This window comes from Qipengyuania benthica, assembly GCF_030717865.1.
Lineage (GTDB): Bacteria > Pseudomonadota > Alphaproteobacteria > Sphingomonadales > Sphingomonadaceae > Qipengyuania > Qipengyuania benthica.
Genome location: NZ_JAVAIL010000003.1, coordinates 71,039 through 93,203, shown reverse-complemented (window position 1 = coordinate 93,203; position 22,165 = coordinate 71,039). Strand labels below are relative to the sequence as shown.

General features: G+C 66.4%; 24 protein-coding genes. 11 read left to right on the top strand and 13 right to left on the bottom strand.

All coding sequences use genetic code 11. From position 1 onward, the window contains the following. Nucleotides 1–5 precede the first annotated feature (5 nt). Both Q9K01_RS09480 and Q9K01_RS09475 read right to left on the bottom strand, forming a co-directional pair. Nucleotides 6–935: an SDR family NAD(P)-dependent oxidoreductase gene (locus tag Q9K01_RS09480; protein WP_305930006.1), complete on the bottom strand. Its 930-nt coding sequence runs from the start codon at nucleotides 933–935 to the stop codon at nucleotides 6–8. 117 nt (nucleotides 936–1,052) lie between these two features. After that, nucleotides 1,053–1,730, bottom strand: a complete 678-nt coding sequence (locus Q9K01_RS09475; RefSeq protein WP_305930005.1) for an HAD-IA family hydrolase — start codon at nucleotides 1,728–1,730, stop codon at nucleotides 1,053–1,055. Nucleotides 1,731–1,788: 58 nt separating this feature from the next. On the opposite strand from Q9K01_RS09475, the gene glmU reads away from it, so the two are divergent. Next, a complete protein-coding gene (glmU, locus tag Q9K01_RS09470) occupies nucleotides 1,789–3,159 on the top strand; it encodes a bifunctional UDP-N-acetylglucosamine diphosphorylase/glucosamine-1-phosphate N-acetyltransferase GlmU (RefSeq protein ID WP_305930476.1) in 1,371 nt (456 codons plus the stop codon). A 124-nt stretch (nucleotides 3,160–3,283) separates the two neighbouring features. Here the strand turns inward: glmU and Q9K01_RS09465 are convergent, their stop codons facing one another. The 6 genes from Q9K01_RS09465 to Q9K01_RS09440 all read right to left on the bottom strand — a co-directional run bounded on the left by Q9K01_RS09465 (nucleotide 3,284) and on the right by Q9K01_RS09440 (nucleotide 8,521). Continuing rightward, a complete protein-coding gene (locus tag Q9K01_RS09465) occupies nucleotides 3,284–3,541 on the bottom strand; it encodes an ATP synthase F1 subunit epsilon (RefSeq protein ID WP_305930004.1) in 258 nt (85 codons plus the stop codon). Between the two features lie 40 nt (nucleotides 3,542–3,581). Continuing rightward, nucleotides 3,582–5,039, bottom strand: a complete 1,458-nt coding sequence (atpD, locus tag Q9K01_RS09460) for a F0F1 ATP synthase subunit beta (RefSeq protein WP_305930003.1) — start codon at nucleotides 5,037–5,039, stop codon at nucleotides 3,582–3,584. A 31-nt stretch (nucleotides 5,040–5,070) separates the two neighbouring features. After that, nucleotides 5,071–5,427 carry a hypothetical protein gene (locus Q9K01_RS09455; RefSeq protein ID WP_305930002.1) on the bottom strand — a complete coding sequence of 119 codons (357 nt, stop codon included), beginning with the start codon at nucleotides 5,425–5,427 and terminating at the stop codon, nucleotides 5,071–5,073. Nucleotides 5,428–5,432: 5 nt separating this feature from the next. Then, the gene (locus Q9K01_RS09450) at nucleotides 5,433–6,311 is read right to left on the bottom strand and encodes a F0F1 ATP synthase subunit gamma (protein ID WP_305930001.1); all 879 of its coding nucleotides are present in this window, start codon (nucleotides 6,309–6,311) and stop codon (nucleotides 5,433–5,435) included. Between the two features lie 109 nt (nucleotides 6,312–6,420). Beyond that, nucleotides 6,421–7,950 (bottom strand): F0F1 ATP synthase subunit alpha, encoded by a 1,530-nt coding sequence (atpA, locus tag Q9K01_RS09445; protein WP_305930000.1) that lies wholly within the window; start codon nucleotides 7,948–7,950, stop codon nucleotides 6,421–6,423. A 16-nt stretch (nucleotides 7,951–7,966) separates the two neighbouring features. Further along, nucleotides 7,967–8,521 (bottom strand): F0F1 ATP synthase subunit delta, encoded by a 555-nt coding sequence (locus tag Q9K01_RS09440; RefSeq protein WP_305929999.1) that lies wholly within the window; start codon nucleotides 8,519–8,521, stop codon nucleotides 7,967–7,969. Nucleotides 8,522–8,749: 228 nt separating this feature from the next. On the opposite strand from Q9K01_RS09440, the gene Q9K01_RS09435 reads away from it, so the two are divergent. Next, on the top strand, nucleotides 8,750–9,577 hold the full coding sequence (locus Q9K01_RS09435) for a TauD/TfdA dioxygenase family protein (RefSeq protein WP_305929998.1): 828 nt from the start codon (nucleotides 8,750–8,752) through the stop codon (nucleotides 9,575–9,577). Here the strand turns inward: Q9K01_RS09435 and Q9K01_RS09430 are convergent. Then, complete coding sequence (locus tag Q9K01_RS09430) at nucleotides 9,574–11,157, bottom strand: S1 family peptidase (RefSeq protein WP_305929997.1); 1,584 nt, start codon at nucleotides 11,155–11,157, stop codon at nucleotides 9,574–9,576. The two genes, Q9K01_RS09435 and Q9K01_RS09430, sit on opposite strands and share 4 nt — an antisense overlap. 116 nt (nucleotides 11,158–11,273) lie before the next feature. Here Q9K01_RS09430 and Q9K01_RS09425 point away from each other — a divergent pair, with 116 nt between their 5' ends. Continuing rightward, on the top strand, nucleotides 11,274–12,356 hold the full coding sequence (locus tag Q9K01_RS09425) for a bifunctional transcriptional activator/DNA repair enzyme AdaA (RefSeq protein ID WP_305929996.1): 1,083 nt from the start codon (nucleotides 11,274–11,276) through the stop codon (nucleotides 12,354–12,356). Between the two features lie 102 nt (nucleotides 12,357–12,458). Further along, nucleotides 12,459–12,803, top strand: a complete 345-nt coding sequence (locus Q9K01_RS09420) for a hypothetical protein (RefSeq protein WP_305929995.1) — start codon at nucleotides 12,459–12,461, stop codon at nucleotides 12,801–12,803. Nucleotides 12,804–12,840: 37 nt separating this feature from the next. On the opposite strand, the gene Q9K01_RS09415 is transcribed toward Q9K01_RS09420, so the two are convergent. From Q9K01_RS09415 to Q9K01_RS09405, 3 genes are all read right to left on the bottom strand, one after another. Continuing rightward, nucleotides 12,841–13,485 carry a hypothetical protein gene (locus Q9K01_RS09415; protein WP_305929994.1) on the bottom strand — a complete coding sequence of 215 codons (645 nt, stop codon included), beginning with the start codon at nucleotides 13,483–13,485 and terminating at the stop codon, nucleotides 12,841–12,843. A gap of 99 nt (nucleotides 13,486–13,584) precedes the next feature. Continuing rightward, nucleotides 13,585–13,989, bottom strand: a complete 405-nt coding sequence (locus tag Q9K01_RS09410) for a GFA family protein (protein WP_305929993.1) — start codon at nucleotides 13,987–13,989, stop codon at nucleotides 13,585–13,587. A 150-nt stretch (nucleotides 13,990–14,139) separates the two neighbouring features. Then, nucleotides 14,140–14,736, bottom strand: coding sequence for an FMN-dependent NADH-azoreductase (locus tag Q9K01_RS09405; protein ID WP_305929992.1), 597 nt, complete (start codon nucleotides 14,734–14,736; stop codon nucleotides 14,140–14,142). Between the two features lie 40 nt (nucleotides 14,737–14,776). On the opposite strand from Q9K01_RS09405, the gene Q9K01_RS09400 reads away from it, so the two are divergent. Then, on the top strand, nucleotides 14,777–15,214 hold the full coding sequence (locus tag Q9K01_RS09400; protein WP_305929991.1) for a winged helix-turn-helix transcriptional regulator: 438 nt from the start codon (nucleotides 14,777–14,779) through the stop codon (nucleotides 15,212–15,214). Here the strand turns inward: Q9K01_RS09400 and Q9K01_RS09395 are convergent. Further along, on the bottom strand, nucleotides 15,199–17,364 hold the full coding sequence (locus Q9K01_RS09395; RefSeq protein WP_305929990.1) for a primosomal protein N': 2,166 nt from the start codon (nucleotides 17,362–17,364) through the stop codon (nucleotides 15,199–15,201). The genes Q9K01_RS09400 and Q9K01_RS09395 overlap by 16 nt on opposite strands. Nucleotides 17,365–17,429: 65 nt before the next feature. On the opposite strand from Q9K01_RS09395, the gene Q9K01_RS09390 reads away from it, so the two are divergent. The 6 genes from Q9K01_RS09390 to Q9K01_RS09365 all read left to right on the top strand — a co-directional run bounded on the left by Q9K01_RS09390 (nucleotide 17,430) and on the right by Q9K01_RS09365 (nucleotide 22,081). Then, the gene (locus Q9K01_RS09390; RefSeq protein WP_305929989.1) at nucleotides 17,430–18,149 is read left to right on the top strand and encodes a DUF4197 domain-containing protein; all 720 of its coding nucleotides are present in this window, start codon (nucleotides 17,430–17,432) and stop codon (nucleotides 18,147–18,149) included. Between the two features lie 82 nt (nucleotides 18,150–18,231). Next, nucleotides 18,232–18,885, top strand: a complete 654-nt coding sequence (gene fsa, locus Q9K01_RS09385; protein WP_305929988.1) for a fructose-6-phosphate aldolase — start codon at nucleotides 18,232–18,234, stop codon at nucleotides 18,883–18,885. Between the two features lie 22 nt (nucleotides 18,886–18,907). Further along, a complete protein-coding gene (gene cobT / locus Q9K01_RS09380; protein ID WP_305929987.1) occupies nucleotides 18,908–20,731 on the top strand; it encodes a cobaltochelatase subunit CobT in 1,824 nt (607 codons plus the stop codon). A gap of 98 nt (nucleotides 20,732–20,829) precedes the next feature. Further along, nucleotides 20,830–21,117: a ribbon-helix-helix domain-containing protein gene (locus Q9K01_RS09375; protein WP_305929986.1), complete on the top strand. Its 288-nt coding sequence runs from the start codon at nucleotides 20,830–20,832 to the stop codon at nucleotides 21,115–21,117. Next, a complete protein-coding gene (locus tag Q9K01_RS09370; protein WP_305929985.1) occupies nucleotides 21,114–21,413 on the top strand; it encodes a type II toxin-antitoxin system RelE/ParE family toxin in 300 nt (99 codons plus the stop codon). The genes Q9K01_RS09375 and Q9K01_RS09370 overlap by 4 nt, the downstream gene beginning before the upstream one ends. Then, nucleotides 21,410–22,081 carry a nitroreductase gene (locus tag Q9K01_RS09365; RefSeq protein ID WP_305929984.1) on the top strand — a complete coding sequence of 224 codons (672 nt, stop codon included), beginning with the start codon at nucleotides 21,410–21,412 and terminating at the stop codon, nucleotides 22,079–22,081. Before Q9K01_RS09370 ends, Q9K01_RS09365 begins: the two co-directional genes overlap by 4 nt. Nucleotides 22,082–22,165 lie beyond the last annotated feature (84 nt).

Below are 22,165 nucleotides of genomic sequence, written 5' to 3'. Positions count from 1 at the left end.
CAGGATCAGCTGCGCGCGGAGGACGGGCCGGTGCCGGTGACCTTCTGCATCGCGGTCAGGATATTGCCCGACTGTTCGGAACCCGACTGCGGCGCCTTGAGATTGGAGAAGTCGGAGATCGCCTTCCAGTTCTCGGCGAAACCTTCGACCGTGCGCTGGTCCTCGGGGAGCCAGACCGCGTCGTTCATCACCACCCAGGAAGAGTGGAACCCGCCCGCACCCGCGCCGACGATGGCGTTGCTGGGCGCATCTTCGCTGACGAGGAACAGCGCTGCGGGGACGACATTGACCGGGTCGAACAGCTTGAAGGCTTCTTCGGGGAACAGGTCCTCGGTCATCCGCGTGCCCGCCACGGGGCTCAGCGTGTTGACCTTGATGTTGTACTTCGCGCCCTCGAGCTGGAGCGTCTTGGTCAGGCCCGCGAGGCCCAGCTTGGCCGCACCGTAATTGGCCTGGCCGAAATTGCCGAACAGTCCGGTCGAACTCGCGGTCATCAGCACGCGGCCATAGGCCTGCTCGCGGAAGGTCTCCCAGCACGCCTTTGTGGCATAGGCCGAGCCGTTGAGGTGGACGTCGACCACGAAGGCGAAGTCTTCGGCGGTCATCTTGGCGAAGGTCTTGTCGCGCAGCACGCCGGCATTGTTGATCAGCACATGGACGCCGCCCCATTTCTGCTTGGCGTCGGCGACCATCTTTTCCATCTGCTCGGGCTCGGTGACCGAGGCGCCATTGGCCATCGCGGTACCGCCGGCCTTCTCGATTTCCTCGACGACCTTGGCGGCCATATCCGAAGTGCCGGTCCCGTCGCGCGATCCGCCCAGATCATTGACCACGACCTTGGCGCCGCGGCGACCCAGTTCGAGCGCGTATTCGCGGCCCAGACCGCCGCCTGCGCCGGTTACGATGGCTACCTTGTCCTTGAAATCGATGGTCATGCTGGTTCTCCGATAGGGTTTACGTGAACGTCAATCCGAGCGGCGGACTGACATGTTCGCCATGCGCTTGCAACCGTCAGTTCGGCGCGCCGCCGCGCCGTAGGGTCCGAAGGTGGCTCAGGCGGGCCTCAGGTCCTCGAGCGCCGGGATCAGTGCGGCCAGCGAATCGATCTCGACATCCGCCCCGAGCTCGCCTGGTGGCTTGTCGCAATAGCCATAGCGCGCGCCGATCACCGGTACCTGTGCGGCGCGCGCCGCCATGACGTCATAGGTGCTGTCGCCGACGAAGGCAAAGCTGCCGCCGCCGCAACGCGCCCGCGCCTCGATCAGCGAATCCGGCTCCGGCTTCGCGCGGCCCTTGCCCATGGTGTCGCCCCCGATGATCGTCTCGAAACGATCCGCGAGCTCCAGCGTGGTGAGGATCCGGCGGGCAAAATCCTCGAACTTGTTGGTCACGACCGCCATCCTCGCCCCGCGCCCGGCGAGCGCGTCGAGGCAGTCCTCGGCGCCAGGATAGGGCCGCGAATGCACCGCATTGTTGGCGGCGTAATAGCTCAGCATCTGCTTGTAGAGCGCGTGGAAATCGTCGGCGGGCATGCCGCCCTGGCGCTCGACCGCGCGCGCCAGCATGACTTTTGCGCCACCGCCGATCAGGTCCTTGCTGCTGTCCACCGGGATGGCGTCGAAGCCGCCCAGTGCCAACGCGTGGTTCACCGCCGCGCCCAAATCCCGAAAGGTGTCGAGCAGGGTGCCGTCGAGATCGAATGCCACAATGTCGAAGGGGAATTTGGCCATGTCGAGGCGGTGGCGGATGCGACTTCAAACCGCAAGCGAATGGTGGCAAGGGCTGATCATGATCCAGAAACGCGAATTCGCCGCCGTCATTCTCGCCGCGGGCAAGGGAACGAGGATGAAGAGCGACCTGCACAAGGTGCTCCACCCGATCGCCGGTCGACCGATGCTCCATCACCTGATGGCCGGGGTCGATCTCCTCGAGCCCGCCCGTAAGGTGGTGGTGGTCGGTGCCGGTCGCGAACAGATCGAGGCCGCACTTGGCGATACGGCGCGCACCTGCCTGCAGGATCCGCAGCTGGGTACCGCCCACGCTGTTCAGCAGGCCGAGAGCGAACTCGATGGCTTCGAAGGCGATGTGCTGGTGCTCTATGGCGATGTGCCCTTCGTGCGCGCGGAGACCATGCGCGCGATGCTCAACCGGCTCCACGCCGAGGATGCGCCGCGGGTGGTGGTGCTAGGCTTTGAGCCCAAGGATCCGCTCGCATACGGTCGGGTGATCGCCGACGGTACGGGCCGGATCGACAAGATGGTCGAGTTCAAGGACGCCAGCGCCGAAGAGCGCGCCTGTCGGCTTTGCAATTCGGGGCTGATGGCGGGGCGCGCGTCCGATCTCTTCGCGCTGCTGCGCCGGGTCGGCAACGACAACGCCCAAGGCGAATATTACCTGCCCGACGTGGTCAATATCGCGATTGGCGATGGCGATGCCTGCGCGGTGGTCACCACCGATGCGCCGGGCGAAGTCGCCGGGATCAACAGCCGCGCCGAACTCGCTGCCGCAGAGGCGCAATGGCAGGCTTTCCGCCGCGAGGAAGCGATGGCCGAGGGCGCCACGCTCAAGGCCCCCGAGACGGTGTTCTTCAGCTACGACACACAATTGGGCCGCGATGTCGTGATCGAACCCAGTGTCGTGTTCGGCCCCGGCGTGACCGTGGCGGATCGCGCGCGCATCAAAGCCTTCAGCCATCTGGAAGGCGCCAGCGTCGGCGAGGGCGCACAGGTCGGCCCCTTCGCTCGCCTGCGCCCGGGGGCGGTAATGGAAAGGAACAGCTTTGTCGGCAATTTCGTCGAGATGAAGGCGGCGGTGCTCGGCGAGGGCGCGAAGGCCAGCCATCTGACTTATCTGGGGGATGCCGAGGTCGGGGCAGGCGCCAATATCGGCGCGGGTACGATCACCTGCAATTACGACGGCTATCTCAAATACCGGACCGTCATCAAGGAAGGGGCCTTTATCGGCTCCAACAGTTCGCTGATCGCCCCGGTGACGATCGGTCGCGACGCGATCGTGGGCGCGGGAAGCGCGGTCAGCGGCGATGTCGCAGATGGCGATCTGCGGATGGTGCGCGGAGAGCAGATCGTGAAGCCGGGCTGGGCCGACCGCTTCCACGATGCGATGAAAAAGAAGAAGGCGGCTGCAAAACGCGAGAGGTAAGCTGCGCGCCCGACCGCCGGGGGCAACGAAGCTTGCTGTTTCGGTGCCGGAAACGAAAAGGGCGACCCGCCGGGGTCGCCCTTTGTCGTTTTAAGCGATCGTTTCCCAACGATCATAGGCCAGATCAGCCCTCGACATGCTCCGCCAGCACGGTGAGGCCGTTTTCGCCCACTTCCGCAAAGCCGCCCCGGACCTCGATGATCTCGGCCGCGGCACCTTCGGTGCGGTAAATCTGGACCGCACCGTCACGGATCGTCGACATGAAGGGCGCATGCCCCTCGAGAACGCCGAATTCGCCGTCCGTGCCGGGGACGACGACCATGTGGACGTCCTCGCTGCGGACCTGCTTTACCGGGGTGACGAGTTCGAAATGCAAGGGCATGCTAGGGTCTCCGCCCTCCCGCGAGCGGGAGGGAAATGCGTCAGGATTCGTCGGCCATCTTCTTGGCCTTCTCGACCGCCTGATCGATGCCGCCGACCATGTAGAAGGCGCTCTCGGGCAGGTGGTCGTATTCGCCGTCGACCACCGCCTTGAAGCTCTTCACCGTGTCTTCGAGCTGGACGAACACGCCCGGGATGCTGGTGAAGACCTCGGCCACGTGGAACGGCTGGCTGAGGAACTTCTGGATCTTGCGCGCACGGCTGACCGTCAGCTTGTCCTCTTCGGACAACTCGTCCATCCCGAGAATGGCGATGATGTCCTGCAGGCTCTTATACTTCTGCAGCGTCTCCTGGACGCGGCGAGCGGTCTGGTAATGCTCCTCGCCGACGACGCGGGGTTCGAGCACGCGGCTGGTGGAGTCGAGCGGATCGACCGCCGGGTAGATGCCCAGCTCCGAAATCGCGCGGTTCAGCGTGGTGGTCGCATCCAAGTGGGCAAAGGAAGCGGCAGGCGCCGGATCGGTGAGATCGTCCGCGGGAACGTAGATCGCCTGGACCGAGGTGATCGAGCCCTTGTTGGTCGAGGTGATGCGTTCCTGCAGATTGCCCATGTCGGTCGACAGGGTCGGCTGATAGCCCACTGCCGAAGGAATACGGCCGAGCAGCGCCGACACTTCCGAACCGGCTTGCGTGAAGCGGAAGATGTTGTCGACGAAGAACAGCACGTCCTGGCCTTCGACGTCGCGGAAATATTCCGCCATCGTCAGACCCGACAGCGCCACGCGGGCGCGGGCGCCCGGAGGCTCGTTCATCTGTCCGAACACCAGCGCGACCTTCGATCCCTCGGAAACCGCTTCGCCAGCCTCGTTCTTGGCGATGACGCCCGCATCGAGGAATTCGTGGTAGAGATCGTTGCCCTCGCGGGTGCGCTCGCCGACGCCGGCGAACACCGAGACGCCGCCGTGGCCCTTGGCGATGTTGTTGATCAGTTCCTGGATCAGCACGGTCTTGCCGACGCCCGCGCCGCCGAACAGGCCGATCTTGCCGCCGCGCGCATAGGGCGCGAGCAGATCGATGACCTTGATCCCGGTGACGAGGATCGCGGCTTCGGTCGACTGGTCGACGAACAGCGGTGCCTCGGCATGGATCGGCATGGTCATGTCCGCACCGATCGGACCGCGCTCGTCGATCGGCTCGCCGATGACGTTCATGATCCGTCCCAGCGTCTTGGGACCGACGGGAACCGTGATCTGGTTGCCGGTGTTGACGACGTCCTGCCCGCGGGTGAGCCCGTCGGTGCCGTCCATCGCGATCGTGCGCACGGTGTTTTCGCCGAGATGCTGCGCGACCTCGAGGACGAGCGTGCTGTCGCCGTTGCGGGTTTCCAGCGCGGTCAGGATCGCGGGCAGTTCGCCTTCGAACTGTACGTCGACGACGGCGCCGATGACCTGGCTGATGGTGCCGGTCGTGGTCTGGTTGAGTACGGGAGCGGTGGCCATGATCTGGATCCTGCCTTGGGAGTTGGGCGCCTTAAGCGGCGGCGCACACGTTTTCGGGATCGGCGAGCGTCCATTGACCATCGCCGGGAGTAAGGGTGGCGTCGTTGCGCAGATATTCGTCCTCACCGAGACCGAATTCGCACAGCACCTCGTCCGAGCCCAGGCCGGCGCGGCGGCACACTGCGGTGTTGACCGGCTCGGCTTCGGGACAGGCGTCGGCATAGAGCTGCGTGAACAGCGCCTGGTTGGGAGCCGGCAGCGTCGCTACCGGCTCGGGCGTCGCGACCTGCGTCTGCGCCACCTCGGCGGCGGGCTCTTCTCCGCAAGCGGCCAGAGCGAACAGGGGAACGAGAAGGAAGGCGAGTTTGGTCAAGAGATTGGCTTTCATAGGGGTCAGAGCGCTTCGGCGCCCGCGATGATTTCGATCAGTTCGGTGGTGATCGCAGCCTGGCGGCTGCGGTTGTACTTGATGGTGAGATCCTTGATGAGATCGCCGGCATTGCGCGTGGCATTGTCCATAGCGGTCATCGAGGCACCCTGTTCCGAGGCCTCGCGCTCGAGCAGAGCGCCGAACAGCTGCGTCTTGACGTAACGCGGCAGCAATTCCTCGAGAATTTCCTCTTCGCCGGGTTCGTATTCGACGACCGCGCCGACATCCTTGCTGTTACCCGAAACCTCGGGCGAGGGAACGGGGATCAGCTGGTCGATGGTCGGATCCTGCGACAGCGCGCTGCGGAAGATCGGATAGACCAGCTCGGCGATGTCGTACTCGCCCCGGTCGAACCGTGCGATCAGATCGTCGGCGATCGCCTCGGCTTCCTCGAAGCCCGGCGTACGGACCTCGCTGGTGTCGAAGTGCTTTTCGATCCGGTCGGCATAGTCGCGCTTGATCGGCGCGCGGCCCTTCTTGCCGACGAGATAGAACTGCACGTCCTTGCCGCCCGCGATCAGCTCTCGCGCCCGGGCCTTGGCGGCCTTGACGATGTTCGCGTTGAGACCGCCGCACAGGCCCTTATCGGTGTTCACCACCACCAGCAGGTGGCGCTGGCTGGAGCCGGTGCCCGCGAGCAGCCGGGGCGCGCTGTCGCCGCTGACCTTGCCTGCGAGCGAGGCCATGACGCCCGACAGGCGCTCGGCATAGGGACGCGCCTGTTCGGCGGCCGCCTGCGCACGGCGCAGCTTGGCCGCCGCGACCATCTGCTTGGCCTTGGTGATCTTCTGGGTCGATTTGACCGAGTTGATACGGCCCTTGAGTTCTTTGAGCGATGCCACTCTCTTAACTCTCCAATTCGTCACCCCGGCGCAAGCCGGGGTCTCTATCCACTAGGTCGCACCTTGCGGCACGAGATCCCGGCTCTCGCCGGGACGACGGCGAAATCAATCAGGCGAACTGCTTGGCGAATTTCTCGAGCGCAGCCACGACCTTGGCCTTGGTGTCGTCCTCGAATTTGCCGGTGGTGCGGATGGTCTCCAGCACCTCGGCATGCTCGCTGCGCATGTGGCTGAGCATCGCGCTTTCGTATTCGTTCACCCGATCGACCGGGATCGCGTCGAGGAAGCCGTTGGTGCCGGCGAAGATCGACACGGTCTGCTCTTCGAACGGCATCGGCGAATACTGCGGCTGCTTGAGCAGCTCGGTCAGGCGCGCACCGCGGTTGAGCAGCTTCTGCGTGGCGGCATCCAGATCCGAACCGAACTGGGCGAAAGCGGCCATCTCGCGATATTGCGCGAGGTCGAGCTTCATCGAGCCCGAAACCTTCTTCATCGCCTTGGTCTGCGCGGCGCCGCCGACGCGGCTCACCGAGAGGCCGACGTTGATCGCCGGGCGGATGCCCTGATAGAACAGCTCGGTCTCGAGGAAGATCTGGCCATCGGTGATCGAGATCACATTGGTCGGGATATAGGCCGACACGTCGCCCGCCTGCGTCTCGATGATCGGCAGCGCGGTCAGCGAACCGCCGCCTTCGGCCTTGTTCATCTTGGCCGCGCGCTCGAGCAGGCGGCTGTGGAGATAGAACACGTCGCCCGGATAGGCTTCGCGGCCCGGCGGGCGGCGCAGCAGCAGCGACATCTGGCGATAGGCGACCGCCTGCTTGGAAAGATCGTCATAGACGATGACCGCATGCATGCCGTTGTCGCGGAAGAATTCTCCCATCGCGCAGCCGGTGTAGGGCGCGAGATACTGCAGCGGAGCGGGCTCCGACGCGGTGGCGGCGACGACGATGGAATATTCCATCGCGCCGTTTTCCTCGAGGCTCTTGACGATCTGCGCGACGGTCGAGCGCTTCTGGCCGACCGCGACATAGATGCAATAGAGCTTCTTGTTCTCGTCGTCGCTGCGATTGGCTTCCTTCTGGTTGATGAAGGTGTCGATCGCGACGGCGGACTTGCCGGTCTGGCGGTCGCCGATGATCAGCTCGCGCTGGCCGCGGCCGACCGGAACGAGGGCGTCGATCGCCTTGAGGCCCGACTGGACCGGCTCGGAGACCGACTCGCGCGGGATGATGCCCGGCGCCTTCTTCTCGACGCGGCGACGCTCGGTCGCCACGATCGGGCCCTTACCGTCGATCGGGTTGCCCAGCGCATCGACGACGCGGCCCAGCAGACCCTTGCCGACGGGCACGTCGACGATGGTCTGGGTGCGCTTGACGGTGTCGCCTTCCTTGATCTCGGTGTCGGCACCGAAGATCACCGCGCCGACATTGTCGGCCTCGAGGTTGAGCGCCATGCCCTGAACGCCGTTGGCGAATTCGATCATCTCGCCGGCCTGGACCTGATCGAGGCCGTGGATGCGGGCGATGCCGTCACCCACCGACAGGACGGTGCCGACTTCGCTGACTTCGGCTTCGGTGCCGAAATTGGCGATCTGGTCCTTGATGACCTTGGAAATTTCTGCGGCGCGGATATCCATGAGTAACGTCCTTTGATCAGGCCTTCATCGCCTGGGCGAGGGAATTGAGGCGGGTGCGGATCGAGCCGTCGATGCGCTTCGATCCGATGGTAACGACCAGACCGCCAAGCAATTCGGGATCGACGGCGGTGGAAAGCTTGACGGTGCGGCCCTCGCGCGCGGTGAGCCGCGAGCGGATCTGTTCCAGCTGCGAATCGCTGAGCGCATGCGCACTGCTCACCTGCGCGGTGACTTCGCCTCGCTGGGCGGCGGCAATGGCGCGGAAGGAACGGATCACCTTGGGCAATTGCGCCAGCCGCCGGTTGTGCGCGAGCACGCCGATGAAATTGCGCGTCAGTTCGGCGAGGCCGAGCACATCGGACACGCCGGCAAGCGCCTGTCCGGCGGCGCCGCGCGAAACCTTGGGGTTGGTGGTGAGCTGGGCCAGCGCGTCCGATTCGGCCAAAGCGGTCTCGAGCTTCTCGAGGTCCGATTCGACAGCGGTCACTGTGCCGTTCTCGCTCGCCAGGTCGAACAGGGCCGACGCATAGCGCCCTGCCAGGCTAGCCTGAATACCGGCGGAATTCTCCACGCGTTGTCGTCCTCTCGAGGTCCGGAAAAAAACGATGCTGTCAGCCTGGCGTCGCGGGTGGGCGTATGCCACCCCGGCAAAGCTGTCGCGCGCCTAGCATCGGGTCTGGGGAAGCGCAAGCCGGGTGCCCGTCGATCCGGTCGCAAATCGCAGGTCGGATGATGGACTCCGTCCTTTCGCCATGTAGGATGCCGACGAGGCGCCGCAAGGAGCGCAGGGAGAGATTCGATGCAGATCGTACCGCTCGCGCCGTCATGCGGCGTGGAAATAACCGGCGTCCAGCTCGCCGACGCTGCGGGTGCGACGCTCGACGATGTGCGGGAGGCGGTCTATGCGCATGGCGTCGCGGTGCTGCGGGGTCAGGAGCTCTCGCCGCAAGAGCACATCGCGTTCGCGCAGCGCTGGGGCGGGATCGACATCAACAATTACTTCCCGCTGACCGACGAGCATCCCGAGATCGCGGTGGTGCGCAAGCGCGAGAACCAGCAGACCAATATCGGCGGCGGCTGGCATACCGATCACTCCTACGATCAAGTGCCCGCGATGGGCTCGATCCTGGTGGCGCGCGTGCTGCCGCCGTCGGGCGGCGATACGCTCTATGCCCATATGGGAGCGGTCTATGATTCGCTGTCCGACGATCTGAAGCGCGAAATCGCGGGGCTCGAAGCCTTCCACACCGCCGATCATATCTATGCTGCCGATGGCGCCTATGCGCAGACGGATATCGGAAGCGAACTGCGCGGTCAGGGGATGACCACCGGCGCGAGCCATCCGGTCGTGATCCGCCATCCGGCGACCGGGCGCAGGCTGCTCTACGTCAATCCGGCCTTCACGGTGAGCATCGTCGGTCGGAGCCGCGCCGACAGCCGCCCCTTGCTCGACCGGCTCTATGCCGCGGCAATGGACCCAGCGCATCAGTGCCGAATCGACTGGGAGCCGGGCTCGGTCGCGATCTGGGACAATCGGACGACCTGGCATTATGCGATGAACGACTATCAGGGGCACGCCCGCGAGATGCACCGCATCACGTTGAGCGGCGAGGCTCTGGCAGCCTAGTCGCCTTCCGCCACCTCGCAAGAATAGACCAGCCTTTCGTTGGGCTGGGTGGGCAGGCTGGAAACCACCTCGGTCTGCATGTCACCCAGCGAGGAAGCGGCATCCTCGGTCCCGCAGGCTGGCGCCGAATATTTGCTCCGCGCCGCGCGCGCCGTGTTCATGGCTCCGCGCGAGAGCAGATAGCGTTCGGTGCGGTAGATCCGTCGCGCCGGGTCGAAGCTGTTGACCGCGACCGCCTGTTCCTCATTGGGCACGAAGACGCGCGACCAGGTTCCGGCCGAGAGCCCGTATTGGGTCCGCCCGTTTACGCAGCCCTGGGCGCTCCACTCGAAGCTGACCTGCTGCGCCTGCGCGCTGGTGACGCGGCTGCGCTGCGGATCGAGCGTACAGACGTAATCTGTCTTCCCCGATCCCGAGCCGTTCGCGCGGAGCTCGCCGGCACCGTCGCTCTCGTCGGCTTCCCCGCCCATCACCGCGGACACACGGCGGTCGATCTCGTCGATCCCCGGTCGGCTGACATGCAGCATCAGCGCCATCAGCACCGCGCCGATCCCCAGCGCCAGCACGATCCGGTTGCGGACCGGCCAGGCGACCGTGCCGAATTCGCTTTCGACCGGCTCGCGCTTCTCGAACGCCCACCAGATCAGACCGGCGCCGAGCAGGAGCAGCAACACGCTGGCGAGCATGCGATCGTCGCGCTCGTCGCGGACCTGCATCTCGGCCTCGAAGCGCGCCCGCTCGCGCCGGACCCGCTCTTCCTCGCTGCGATTGTCGAGCGCCGCGCGTGCGGCGCTTTGTTCGCGGTCCAGACGGGCGCGTTCCTCGGCTTCGAGGTCGTCGAGGCTGCGGCATTCGGTATCGTTGATCCGCGGCGCCACGCCGTTGTCGCGCAGGAAGGCGCGCAATTCCCGGTTCGAGACGGCGAAGAAGAACTCCGCATCCGATCCACCCGAATCCGCCCCGAAGCTGTTGACCCCCAGGACCCGGCCGCAACCATCGAGCAGCGGCCCTCCCGAATTGCCGCGCGCGATCGGCGCGGTGTGGAGCACGGTGTCGAAACTGCGGCTGGGCCGCGTTCCGGCGAGAAACCCGCGGCTCTTCACAGGGGGCTGGCTGCGGAAGATATCGCCGATATCGAGTCCCTGCGCCTTGTCGACATTCATCGGATAGCCGACCGCATAGCTCTCGCCGCTGTCGGCCAGCGGCCCGCCCACAAGCGTCAGCGGCGGCAGCCGCAGATCGCCGGTCAGTTCGACCAGCGCCAGATCGTTGCGCGAGGAGATTGCGACCGCTTTGCCATAGACCGCGCCTGCGCCATCGGAGGGGACAATGCCGATCCTGAGGCTGTCGTCGGCCAACGCGTCGCGGATGACGTGGGCGTTGGTGACGATCTGCGTGGGACTGACCGCGAACCCGCTGCCGTGGCTGATCGGATAGACCTCCTCGCCATCGCTGCCCAGAATAACCACGCGCACCACGCCGCGTGCCGCCGCGTCGATATCCGCCGGCTCGGCTTGCGCGGGCGAGGGTGCGACAAACATGCCGAGCAGCAGCACCAGAAGAGTAAGGAGACGTCCCATCCGGCGGCGCTTCTATCGCGTCCGTGTCATTGACCGCAAGCTTCGGGACGCCGCGCGTGGCGAAATGGGTTAGCTGACGCTTGCAAGCCCACGCGAAGCCATGAAGGATGAACGGCATGACCGCAGCCGAACCTGCCGATCTTAGGAACGCCCGATTGCTGGGTGCCCAGGCGTTGAGCGACGACGAGTGCTGGCGGATCGCGCTGGCGAAGGACCGGCGCTTCGACGGTGCTTTCGTCACCGGTGTCCATTCCACCGGCATCTATTGCCGCCCATCGTGCCCGGCGCGCGCGCCCAAGCGGTCGAACGTGCACTTCTACGCCGACCCCGCCGCGGCCGAGGCGGCGGGCCTGCGCGCCTGCAAGCGCTGCGCGCCCGATCGCCAGAGCGGCGAGGAGGCGGCGGTGCGCGCGGCGATCGACGCGATCGGGGCGGGCGGGAGCGCGAGTCTTGCAGAGCTGGCGCGGCTGACCGGCTATGCGCCGAGCCATTTCCAGCGCCTGTTCAAACGCGCCATCGGGCTCTCGCCCGCCGCCTATGCCCGCGCGCTGCGCGAGGAGCGCGCCAAGGATATGCTGGCGGGGGCCGGACGGGTGAGCGATGCGATCTACGATGCAGGCTTCGCGGCACCCAGCCGTTTCTACGCCGCGATGGAGGGACGGATGGGGATGACGCCGAGCGACTGGCGTGGCGGGGGCAAGGGCCGGACGATCCACTGGGCCGTAATCGAGACGACGCTGGGTTCGATGCTGGTCGCCGCGACCGAGACGGGCGTGTGCTGCCTCTCCTTCGGCGAGGGCGAGGCGGATCTGCGGCGGCGCTTTCCCGGTGCTATGCTCGCCGAAGGCGGCGAGGAGTTCCGGGAGTTGTTCGAACAGGTGACGCAGGCGGTCGAGGAGCCCGGGCGCGGCGCGGACCTTCCGCTCGACGTAAAGGGCACCGCTTTCCAGCAGCGCGTCTGGCAGGCGCTGTGCGAAATCCCGCCCGGCGAAACGCGGAGCTATGGCCAACTCGCCGCAGCGCTGGGCAATCCCGGCGCCAGCCGCGCGGTCGGCGGCGCCAATGGCGCGAACAACATCGCCGTGCTCATCCCCTGCCACCGCGTGATTGCGGCGGACGGCGGGCTGGGCGGCTATGCCTATGGCACCGCGATCAAGCAAGAGCTGCTGCGCCGGGAGAAGTGTACGGATCGGCGGTAATCCCGCGGGATCTTCCGGACGCCTGCCCCGGTTTTTGTGCGCACCCAGCGGATAGCCGCACTTCTTGGTGACAAGCACATGACCGCGCGGTAGCGGGACCGCGTGGGCAGCTCGATCATCCATTATCTCGGCCAGTATTCGGCCGCCAAGGAATCCCTCGGGACGACTCTGGGGGCGACCGAGGATCTGCTGCACCTCCATGCGGGCCTGATCATTTTCTTCGCCGCGGCGCTGTTCCTGGGGCACCGCATGCGCTCGCGCGTGCCGATCACCCTGGTCTACGTCTTCGCGTTCGGCAATGAGGTGATGGACGCCTATTCGCCCGCCGGCGGCGCCACGATGACGGGGTCGGTGGTGGATATCCTCAACACCATATTCTGGCCCACGCTGCTGTTCCTGTTGGCGCGTCGGCGCGGCAAGGCCGGAAAGCCCAACCGGACGAATTGATCCGGAACATCCGGGCGGGGCGCCGGGCGCTGTCGGCTCACTCGACGCGGATACTGACCAGTTCGAAACCCGCGGGCGCGGTGGCGTAAACTCCGTGTCCCCTTGCGGCGGTCGAGCCGAAAACCAGCCCGAGCCGCGCGGAATTGGTGAGCGCCTCGCGGTATGCACGCGTGTTTTCGCTTGCAGGGCGACCATAGACCGAAATCCACGCTGGATCGTCGAGCGAGAGCGTCATCTGGTGCTCGCCCGGCCTGATTTCCTGGACCTTTGCTGCCGGAGAGTACCAGCGGTAATGTTCGAACCGTCCCTTCGCCTTCCAATTGTCGCCGCGCTGCTGGATTACCATCGAGACCGTGCCGGGCAGTTCGGGATGCTCCTGCGGCACGAAACGCGTGCCGGGCGCGGCATCGACGCGGTAGTGCACAACGATCCGGGATTTCCCCGCGAGCGAACCGGGGTCGTAGGTCACGTAATGGACATGCCCGGCGGAGCGGTCGGGGTAGGGAAAGGCGAAGGCCCAGCCGTTGCGGGTGGGCGCGGGCTGCAACGGCATCCCCACCGAGTAGTTCTTGCCGCGGATGTGCGGGCCGATGGTCCAGTCGGAGGCCATGGTGCTTGCCAGAGCGGCGGAGCCTGTGATCGCCAGAAGCGCGCCCAGCCCGAGAAGTATTCTTGGTCTCATCCAGCTTGAATAGCCGACGCTATGCTTCGTAGTCTGAACGCCGGCGTTAGGTCGCTGCAATGTAACGGCTCGGCCCGAGCGCAGGGTGCTTCGTTTCGCTCACCCGAGAATTCGGGCCTCGCGTACATAGGCGAACTCGCCTTCGCCCGACCAGGCCTGCCCATCGGGAAAGCGCAGTTCGACGCCCGCCAGATCGCGCTCGTCCGCCAGCAGCATGTTCGCGCCCATCATGGTGTTGCCGTATTTCGCCGCGGCCTCGGCGGTAAGAATGAAATGGGTGGTCGCGCCGCAGCTTTCGCAAAAGCGGATTTCGGCGGCGGGGTCGGGCTTGTCGCCGCGGCTGTAGCCCTGGGATGCGCCTGTCACGCTGGCTTCGGAGGGGTGGAAATAGCCCCAGCGCGCGCCGGTCTTGCGGCACAGAGTGCAATTGCACTCGTGGACGAAGTCGGGACGCCTGGCGAGTTCGACGCGGAGCTGGCCGCAAAGGCAGGAAAGTTCGATCATCGCCGCCCTCTATCGCTAGAATCGCACCGGCGAAAGCGGATCGAAATCATGGCTCGCGCCCAGCGATCCTTCGGCGGAACCAGCGTCTTCGGAAAGCCTCCGCGCGGGGTCGGGCATCGCCGCGGCGAGGCCCGACCCTTCGCATCCTAGCTAGAGCTTGGCGATCTCGGCCTTGGCGGCGGCGAGCCCCTCTTCGATCGCTTCGGGGCCGAAGCCGGTCTTCTCGACGCGGACGAAGCTGAGATCGTCGACCCCCAGGAAGCCGAACATGGTCGCGAGCAGGCTTTCCTGGTTCTCGGCCATGTCGTCGTTGGAATAGGCACCGCCGCGCGCCGAGGCGATCACCACCTTGCGCCCGCCCGCGAGCCCTTCGGGGCCGGCTTCGGAATAGCGGAAGGTCACCCCCGGCACGCCGAGCCGGTCGAGCCAGGCTTTGAGCTGGCTGGGGATCGAGAAATTGTACATCGGCGCACCGACGATCACCACATCGGAGGCGAGAAACTCGTCGAGCACCGCGCGCTCGTCGGGATAGGCGGCGGCGACCGCTTCCTCATGCGTTTCAGGGGCGGTGCGGATCGCCTTGGTGGTGATCGGGTCGATATGCGGCAGCGGATCGGCGACCAGATCGCGCTCCACCACCTTGGCGTCGGGGTGCTTCTCACGGAAGTGGCGGGTCAGCTCATCGGTGAGCTTGCGAGTGACGGACTGTTCACCGGTGGTGGCGCTGTCGATACGTAGGATTTGCATTTCGGAACTCCATAGTTACTGTCGATAACCTGGAGGCCATATGGAAACCGCTACCCACATCGCGCAAGAAGGCACTGCGATGTCCGCTAGGGACACCGGTGTAACCCTCGGCGTCGAGAGCCCGCCGCAATGCAGCGCGGTGAACGACATCCTCGCGCGGGTCGGCGACAAATGGTCGGTGCGCGTGGTGATGAGCCTCGCCGAGGGCTCGCAGCGGTTCAACGTGCTGAGGCGCGGGATTCCGGGCATCTCCCAGCGGATGCTGACCCGCACCCTGCGCGGGCTCGAACGCGACGGGCTGGTGAAGCGCACGGTGACGCCAGCGGTGCCGCCCCGCGTCGATTACGAACTCACCGGGCTCGGCACATCCTTATGCGATCCCGTGGCTAGATTGGGAAATTGGGCGATCGCCAACATCGGCGCGGTCGAAAGCGCGCGGGCCGAGTTCGACCTGAAGCTGGATCACACGAAACTATAGGGATCGACATCGACATTCACCCGCACCCCGGCGGTGTGGTGCAATGCGCCGAGCCAGCGGCGCAGGATCGCCTGGAGTTCGACGCTGCGTTTTGCGTTGATCAGCAGCCGGTAGCGGTAGCGCCCGCGCAATAGCGACAGCGGGGCGGGGGCGGGGCCGTAGATCGCCATGTCGTCGTGGCGCGGGCGCGCGGCGCCGATGCGGTTGGCGGCCTCGCGCGCTTCGTCCTCTTCCTCGCTCGAGACGATGATCGCCGCCCAGCGGCCGAAGGGCGGGGCGCCCGCCATCCGCCGCGCCTCGGTCTCCGCCTCGTAGAACCCGTCGCGATCGCCCGAGGCCAGCGCGGCAATCACCGGGGCGTCGGGATGGCGGGTCTGGATCAGCACCTCGCCCGGCTTGCTCGCCCGGCCCGCGCGCCCCGCGACCTGCGCGACCTGCTGGTAGGTCCGCTCCGCCGCGCGCAGATCGCCCCCCTCGAGCCCGAGATCGGCATCGACCACCCCCACCAGCGTCAGCTCGGGGAAATGGAACCCTTTGGTTACCAATTGGGTGCCGACGATCACATCGATCGCGCCCGACTCTACCTGCGCCACGAATTGCGCCGCGCGGCCGGGCGAGTTGAGCGTGTCCGACGTCGCGACGAACACCCGCGCCTCGGGCAGGCGGTCGGCGACCTCGTCGGCGATTCGTTCGACCCCGGGGCCGCAGGCGACGAGGCAGTCGGGCTCGCCGCATTCGGGGCAGGTCGGGGGCGGTGCGGTCTCGTGGCCGCAATGGTGGCAGGCGAGCCGGCTGCTGAAACGGTGCTCGACCAGCCAGGCGCTGCAATTGGGGCATTTGAAGCGGAACCCGCAATTGCGGCACAGCGTCAGCGGCGCATAGCCGCGGCGGTTGAGGAACAGCAGCGACTGTTCGCCGCGTTCCAGCCGTTCCGCGATCGCAGCGATCAGCGGTTCTGCGAGCCAGGCGCCGCGGCCAGGTTTCTCCTGCGTCAGATCGATGGTGGTGATGCTGGGCATCTGCGCTCCGCCGAACCGGCGCGGCAGCTCGACGCGGGTGTAGGTGCCGTTCTCGGCCATGGCGAGGCTTTCGAGCGCGGGCGTGGCGCTCGCCAGCACCACCGGAATGCGCTCGAAATGGCCGCGCATTACCGCGACGTCGCGGGCGTTGTAGCGCACCCCGTCGTCCTGCTTGAAGCTGACCTCGTGGGCTTCGTCGACCACCACCAGCCCGAGCTTCGCATAGGGCAGGAACAGCGCCGAGCGCGCGCCGACCACCACCTGCGCGCCGCCCTCTGCGATGGCGCGCCAGGCGCGCCTTCGCTCGGTCGATTTAAGCGCCGAATGCCACAGCACCGGCGCCGTGCCGAAGCGCTCCTCGAAGCGGGTCAGGAAGGCCTCGGTCAGCGCGATCTCGGGGAGCAGCACCAGCACCTGCCGCCCCAGCCGCAGTGCCTCGGCGATGGGTTCGAAATAGGTCTCGGTCTTGCCCGAGCCGGTCACCCCGTCGAGCAGGAAGGGCGCGAACCGTTTCGCCCGCACCGCATCGGTAAAAATATCCGCCGCTGCCTGCTGCTCGGCGCTGAGATCGGGCTGCGCATGATCGGGAGCGGCGCGCGGGTAGGGGCGGTCGCAATCGACCCCGACCGGCTCGAGCACCCCGTGACTGACCAGCCCGCGCAGCACCGCTTCGGAGACCCCGGCGATTCCCGCCAGTTCGCGCACCGTCGCCTGCTCGCCCTCGAGCGCCTCGATCGCCGCCTCGCGCTGCGCGGTCATCCGCTCGGGCATCCCGCCCGAGAGCCGGTATTCGGTCATCGTCGCAGGGCCGCGCAGCGCCCCGCCGGAGGACAGCGCCATCCGAGCCACGCTGGCGAGCGGGGCGCAGTAGTAGTCCGCGGTCCATTCGATCAGCCGCCGCAGGGCTGCGGACAGCGGCGGGATCGGCATCGCGGCCCGCAGCGGGCGCAGCTTCTCCGCCGGAACCTCGGCACCGGGGAGCCGTTCGGCCTCCCAGACGATTCCTACCACCGTGCGCGGGCCCAGCGGGCACTCGACCACCTGCCCGGGCTCGGCCACCATCCCCTCCGGCACGCGGTAGTCGAGCGGGCCGAGTGCGGCGTTGAGGACGAGGCAGCGGACGCGGTTCATCTGGTAACGCATATGGGCGGCAGCCCGCGCCCACGACAAGGGTATGCTACAAGAGGATGCACGATATGACCGATATTCTCGCCGCCCCGACCGCCGCTTTCCTCGGCCGCCGCGCCTTCATGACCCGGACCTTCGGCGGTCTCGCCGCAGGCACTGCGCTGCTGGCGCTGCCGGCCTGCCAGAGCATGGGGAGCTACAGCCTCGTCGATGCGGTCGAGCGGATGCTGTTCCTATCGAGTGAGCGCGCCTTCGCGCGGATGCTCCAGGGTGATGGCTATTGGGACAGCCAGGTCGCGCAGCTCGGGCTGGGCAATCTGCTCGGCACCCGAGGCGATGTGCTGAGCCGGATCCTCACCTCGGCGCTATTCAAGAACCGGATCGAGAGCGCCTTCGCCGATGTCGCCTATCGCGGTGCGCAGCGAGCCGCGCCGTTGGTGACCGATGCGGTGCGGGTGATCGGGTTCCAGAACGCGGTCGATCTGGTCCGCGGTGGACCGAGCGCGGCGACCGGCTATTTGCGCGGGCAGATGGGCGGGAGGCTGGTCGAGGCGATGGTCCCCGAGCTCGGGACTGCGATGCGGGTCGCGCAGGATCCGCTGGTGGGCGAGCTGATCGCGGGGCTTTCCGGAGTCGATGTGGGCGCGCTCGCCGGGCGGGTCGCGACCGGGGTGGACGACATCATCTGGGGCGAGATCGCGCGCGAGGAAGCCGCCATCCGCGCCGATCCGGGTGCCACCCGCGACCCGCTCATCATCGGCGTCTTCGGCACCGCTGCGGCGCTCTAGCCCGTCACTGGACGCCCACTAGCCCCTGCGCCTGTCGGTCGCTAAGGCTGGCCGTGACTCGCAAACCCCCGGAGCGCACAGCATGAAATTTTTCGCCGACACCGCAGAGATCGACGCGATCAAGGAACTGGCCGAAACAGGCCTGCTCGACGGGGTGACCACCAACCCCTCGCTGATCGCCAAATCGGGGCAGGATTTCCTCGAGGTCACCAGGCAGATCTGCGCGATCGTCGATGGCCCCGTCAGCGCCGAAGTGGTCGCGCTCGATCACGCGACGATGATGAAAGAGGCCGAGATCCTGCGCAAGATCGCCGACAATGTCTGCATCAAGGTGCCGCTCACCATCGACGGGCTCAAGACCTGCCGCAAGCTCACCGAGGACGGCACCATGGTCAATGTGACCCTGTGCTTCTCCGCCAATCAGGCGCTGCTCGCGGCCAAGGCTGGGGCTACCTTCGTCTCGCCCTTCGTCGGGCGGCACGACGACAACGGCGCCAACGGGATGGAGCTGATCCGCGACATCCGCACGATCTACGACAATTACGCCTTCGACACCGAAATCCTCGTCGCCAGCGTGCGCCACGCCACCCATGTGCTCGAAAGCGCGCTGATCGGCGCCGATGTCGCCACCATGCCGCCCAAGGTGATCATGTCGCTGGCGCAGCATGTCCTGACCGACAAGGGCATCGAGGGCTTCCTGGCCGACTGGAAGACCACCGGCCAGACCATCGGATGATGCAGCCGAACCCGGGTACGCGATGACCGACCAGACCCCTCTCGACCGATTCAAGCAGGCGCTGACCGGCACCGCGCGGGCGCTGGCGCGCGAGGAAGAGGTGGAGGTCGCCTGGAGCGCGGACAGCCCGTCGTCTGCGGGCAAGAACTTCCGCGTGCCGCTGCCAGGGCGCAATGTCCCGCCGGACCAGGCGCGCGAGGCGCGCGGTTTCGCCGACAGTTTCGCGCTCAAGCTGCGCCACCACAACGAGCGCGTCCACGAGAAATCCGCGCCGCCCGAGCCGATCGCACGCGCCTGCTACGACGCGGTCGAGCAGGTCCGCTACGAGGCGCTGGGCACCACGCAGTACAATGGCATCCGCGCCAATCTCGATGCGGCGGTCGAACTGCGCACCGCTTCCGATCCGATCGTCCGCGCCGACAGCGCCGAGGATGTCCCGCTCCCCACTGCGCTGTCGCTGATGCTGCGCGAGGCGCTGACCGGCGAAGCGATCCCCGAGCGCGCGCGCAAGGGCGTGGACATGGTCCGCGATCATATCGAAGCCAAGGCGGGCGGCGACATGGCGGCGCTCGCCGACAGTCTCGACGATCAGGCCTCGTTCCAGCGGCTCGCGCTCGACATGCTGCGTCACCTCGATCTCACCCTGCCGCAGGATGCCCCCGACGAAGGCGGCGAGGACGGCGACGAGGAGGATGGCGAAACCCCTGAGGACGAGGACGGCGCCGACGAGCAGGACGAGGGCGACGCCGAGCCGCAGGCCACCGAAATGGCGGGCGAGACCGCCGAGGGCGACGCCGATGGCGAGGCCGAGGAAGACACCGAGGGCGAGCAGGAGATGGGCGAGGGCGACCCCTCGGACGAGGGCGAGGAAGGCATGCAGCCGGTCCGCCCCAACCGCCCCTGGACCGACGATCCGCTCGATTTCAACTACCGCCCCTACACCGAAGCCTTCGACGAGGTGATCGAGGCAAGCGAGCTTTGCGACCGCGAGGAACTCGAACGGCTGCGAACCTATCTCGACAGCCAGCTCGCCGGGCTGCAGGGCATCGTCACAAGGCTCGCCAACCGGCTGCAGCGGCGACTGATGGCGCAGCAGAACCGCAGCTGGGATTTCGACCAGGAAGAGGGCATGCTCGACGCCGCGCGCCTCACCCGCGTGGTCGTCAGCCCCGGCCACGCGCTCTCCTACAAGATGGAGCGCGATACCGAGTTCAAGGATACGGTGGTCACCCTGCTGATCGACAATTCTGGCTCGATGCGCGGGCGGCCGATCTCGATCGCGGCGATCAGCGCCGACATCATGGCGCGCACGCTCGAGCGCTGCGGGGTCAAGACCGAGATCCTCGGCTTCACCACCCGCGCCTGGAAGGGCGGGCAGAGCCGCGAGGCCTGGCTCGCCGACGGCCGTCCCGCCGAACCGGGCCGGCTCAACGATCTGCGCCACATTATCTACAAGCAGGCCGACGAACCCTGGCGCCGCGGGCGCCGCAATCTCGGGCTGATGATGCGCGAGGGCCTGCTCAAGGAGAACATCGACGGCGAGGCGCTGCTCTGGGCGCACGACCGGCTGCTGCGCCGCCCCGAGGATCGCCGCATCCTTATGGTCATCTCCGACGGCGCGCCGGTTGATGACAGCACGCTCTCGGTCAACCAGGCGGGCTATCTGGAAAGCCATTTGCGCAAGGTGATCGGCTGGATCGAGAAACAGTCCCCGGTCCAGCTTGTCGCGATCGGCATCGGCCACGACGTCACCCGCTATTACAAGCGCGCGGTGACGATCATGGATGTCGAACAGCTCGGCGGAACGATCATCGAACAACTCGCGGGGCTGTTCGAGGAGGAATAGGCGGCCGCTTAGTCATTGCCTCAATCCTTGAACCTGCCTCTGGCGCAAGATCCTCTCATGCGTTGCTCAAGTCACACATCGTATGATAATGTAGGCCTATGAGTAAGCTAGAACGCATCACCGTCACCATGCCCGAAGAGATGGTCGCCCGTCTCCGGGCTGCCGTCGAGCGCGGCGAATACGCCACCACCAGCGAGGTCGTGCGTGAAGCCTTGCGGGGTTGGGGCGAGGACTACGATCACCGCGAAGCCGAGAACGCCCGCATGCGTGCGATTCTCGATCGGGCAAGATCGGGTCCGCGTTTCTCGTCCGATGAAGTCTTCGCCGAGGCTCTCGACACGATCGATCGTGTGGCGCGTCGAAAGTCTGTAGAGCAAGGCGAGTGAAGCTCGAATATACCGAGCAAGCCCGGACCGATATCGTCGAAATCGGTGAGTATATTGCCGAAGACAATCCTCCGCGAGCGAGGTCGTTTCTGGCCGAACTCCGCGCATTCATCGAGCAGATCCCCGAAAATCCTCGAAGGTACAGGCTCCGGGAGGAATGGGGCGGTGCGGTCCGCGCGGCAAGCTTCGGCCGGTATCTTGCGCTCTTCGAGGATACGGGCGATCGCGTAACGATTCTCCGGGTGGCGAGTGGGCGGCGCAATGTCGCGGACCTGCTCGATAGCAAACCGCAATGAACGTTACCCAAGCCGTCCAGACGCGCCGCTCGGTGCGCGCCTTTACCGACCAGCCGGTAGATCGCGCGACACTCACCCGCGTTCTCGAGCAGGCGCAGCGTTCGCCCTCGGGGGGCAATGTCCAGCCGTGGAACGCGGTGCTGCTGACCGGGGCGCCGATGCAGGCGCTGTTCGACCGAGTGGCGCTCGAGTTTCCCAAGGGGCGCGCGGCGCTCCGGCCCGAATACGATATCTACCCCACAGATCTCGACGGGGCCTACGAGCAGCGCCGCTTCGGGGTGGGCGAGGACATGTATGCCGCGCTGGGCATTGCGCGCGAGGACAAGGCCAAACGGCTGATGTGGTTCGCGCAGAACTTCCGCGCTTTCGGCGCGCCGGTGCTGATGCTGGTCCACACGCCCAAATACATGGGTCCGCCGCAATGGTCGGATATCGGCATGTGGCTGCAGACACTGATGCTGCTGCTGCGCGAGGCTGGGCTCGATAGCTGCGCGCAGGAAGCCTGGGCGGCCTATAGCCCGCAGGTGCGCGAGATGGTGGAGATCCCTGCGGATCACACCTTCTTCTGCGGCATGGCGATCGGCTATCGCGATCCCGAAGCCCCGGTGAACCGCTTCGATGTCCAGCGTGCGCCGCTGGAGGAGACCACGCGCTGGGAGGGGTGGTAAACCGCCCCGTCATCCCGGCGCAAGCTGGGATCGCTCCCGGAATTGCTCGAGGCCGCACCAGATCCCAGCTTGCGCTGGGATGAC

What these genes read in the sequence shown, in the direction of transcription:
- Q9K01_RS09480 (WP_305930006.1), bottom strand. Translation starts at nt 935, where the DNA reads ATGACCATCGATTTCAAGGACAAGGTAGCCATCGTAACCGGCGCAGGC.
- Q9K01_RS09475 (WP_305930005.1), bottom strand. Translation starts at nt 1,730, where the DNA reads ATGGCCAAATTCCCCTTCGACATTGTGGCATTCGATCTCGACGGCACC.
- glmU (WP_305930476.1), top strand. Translation starts at nt 1,789, where the DNA reads ATGATCCAGAAACGCGAATTCGCCGCCGTCATTCTCGCCGCGGGCAAG.
- Q9K01_RS09465 (WP_305930004.1), bottom strand. Translation starts at nt 3,541, where the DNA reads ATGCCCTTGCATTTCGAACTCGTCACCCCGGTAAAGCAGGTCCGCAGC.
- atpD (WP_305930003.1), bottom strand. Translation starts at nt 5,039, where the DNA reads ATGGCCACCGCTCCCGTACTCAACCAGACCACGACCGGCACCATCAGC.
- Q9K01_RS09455 (WP_305930002.1), bottom strand. Translation starts at nt 5,427, where the DNA reads ATGAAAGCCAATCTCTTGACCAAACTCGCCTTCCTTCTCGTTCCCCTG.
- atpA (WP_305930000.1), bottom strand. Translation starts at nt 7,950, where the DNA reads ATGGATATCCGCGCCGCAGAAATTTCCAAGGTCATCAAGGACCAGATC.
- Q9K01_RS09435 (WP_305929998.1), top strand. Translation starts at nt 8,750, where the DNA reads ATGCAGATCGTACCGCTCGCGCCGTCATGCGGCGTGGAAATAACCGGC.
- Q9K01_RS09430 (WP_305929997.1), bottom strand. Translation starts at nt 11,157, where the DNA reads ATGGGACGTCTCCTTACTCTTCTGGTGCTGCTGCTCGGCATGTTTGTC.
- Q9K01_RS09425 (WP_305929996.1), top strand. Translation starts at nt 11,274, where the DNA reads ATGACCGCAGCCGAACCTGCCGATCTTAGGAACGCCCGATTGCTGGGT.
- Q9K01_RS09415 (WP_305929994.1), bottom strand. Translation starts at nt 13,485, where the DNA reads ATGAGACCAAGAATACTTCTCGGGCTGGGCGCGCTTCTGGCGATCACA.
- Q9K01_RS09410 (WP_305929993.1), bottom strand. Translation starts at nt 13,989, where the DNA reads ATGATCGAACTTTCCTGCCTTTGCGGCCAGCTCCGCGTCGAACTCGCC.
- Q9K01_RS09405 (WP_305929992.1), bottom strand. Translation starts at nt 14,736, where the DNA reads ATGCAAATCCTACGTATCGACAGCGCCACCACCGGTGAACAGTCCGTC.
- Q9K01_RS09400 (WP_305929991.1), top strand. Translation starts at nt 14,777, where the DNA reads ATGGAAACCGCTACCCACATCGCGCAAGAAGGCACTGCGATGTCCGCT.
- Q9K01_RS09395 (WP_305929990.1), bottom strand. Translation starts at nt 17,364, where the DNA reads ATGAACCGCGTCCGCTGCCTCGTCCTCAACGCCGCACTCGGCCCGCTC.
- Q9K01_RS09390 (WP_305929989.1), top strand. Translation starts at nt 17,430, where the DNA reads ATGACCGATATTCTCGCCGCCCCGACCGCCGCTTTCCTCGGCCGCCGC.
- fsa (WP_305929988.1), top strand. Translation starts at nt 18,232, where the DNA reads ATGAAATTTTTCGCCGACACCGCAGAGATCGACGCGATCAAGGAACTG.
- cobT (WP_305929987.1), top strand. Translation starts at nt 18,908, where the DNA reads ATGACCGACCAGACCCCTCTCGACCGATTCAAGCAGGCGCTGACCGGC.
- Q9K01_RS09375 (WP_305929986.1), top strand. Translation starts at nt 20,830, where the DNA reads ATGAGTAAGCTAGAACGCATCACCGTCACCATGCCCGAAGAGATGGTC.
- Q9K01_RS09365 (WP_305929984.1), top strand. Translation starts at nt 21,410, where the DNA reads ATGAACGTTACCCAAGCCGTCCAGACGCGCCGCTCGGTGCGCGCCTTT.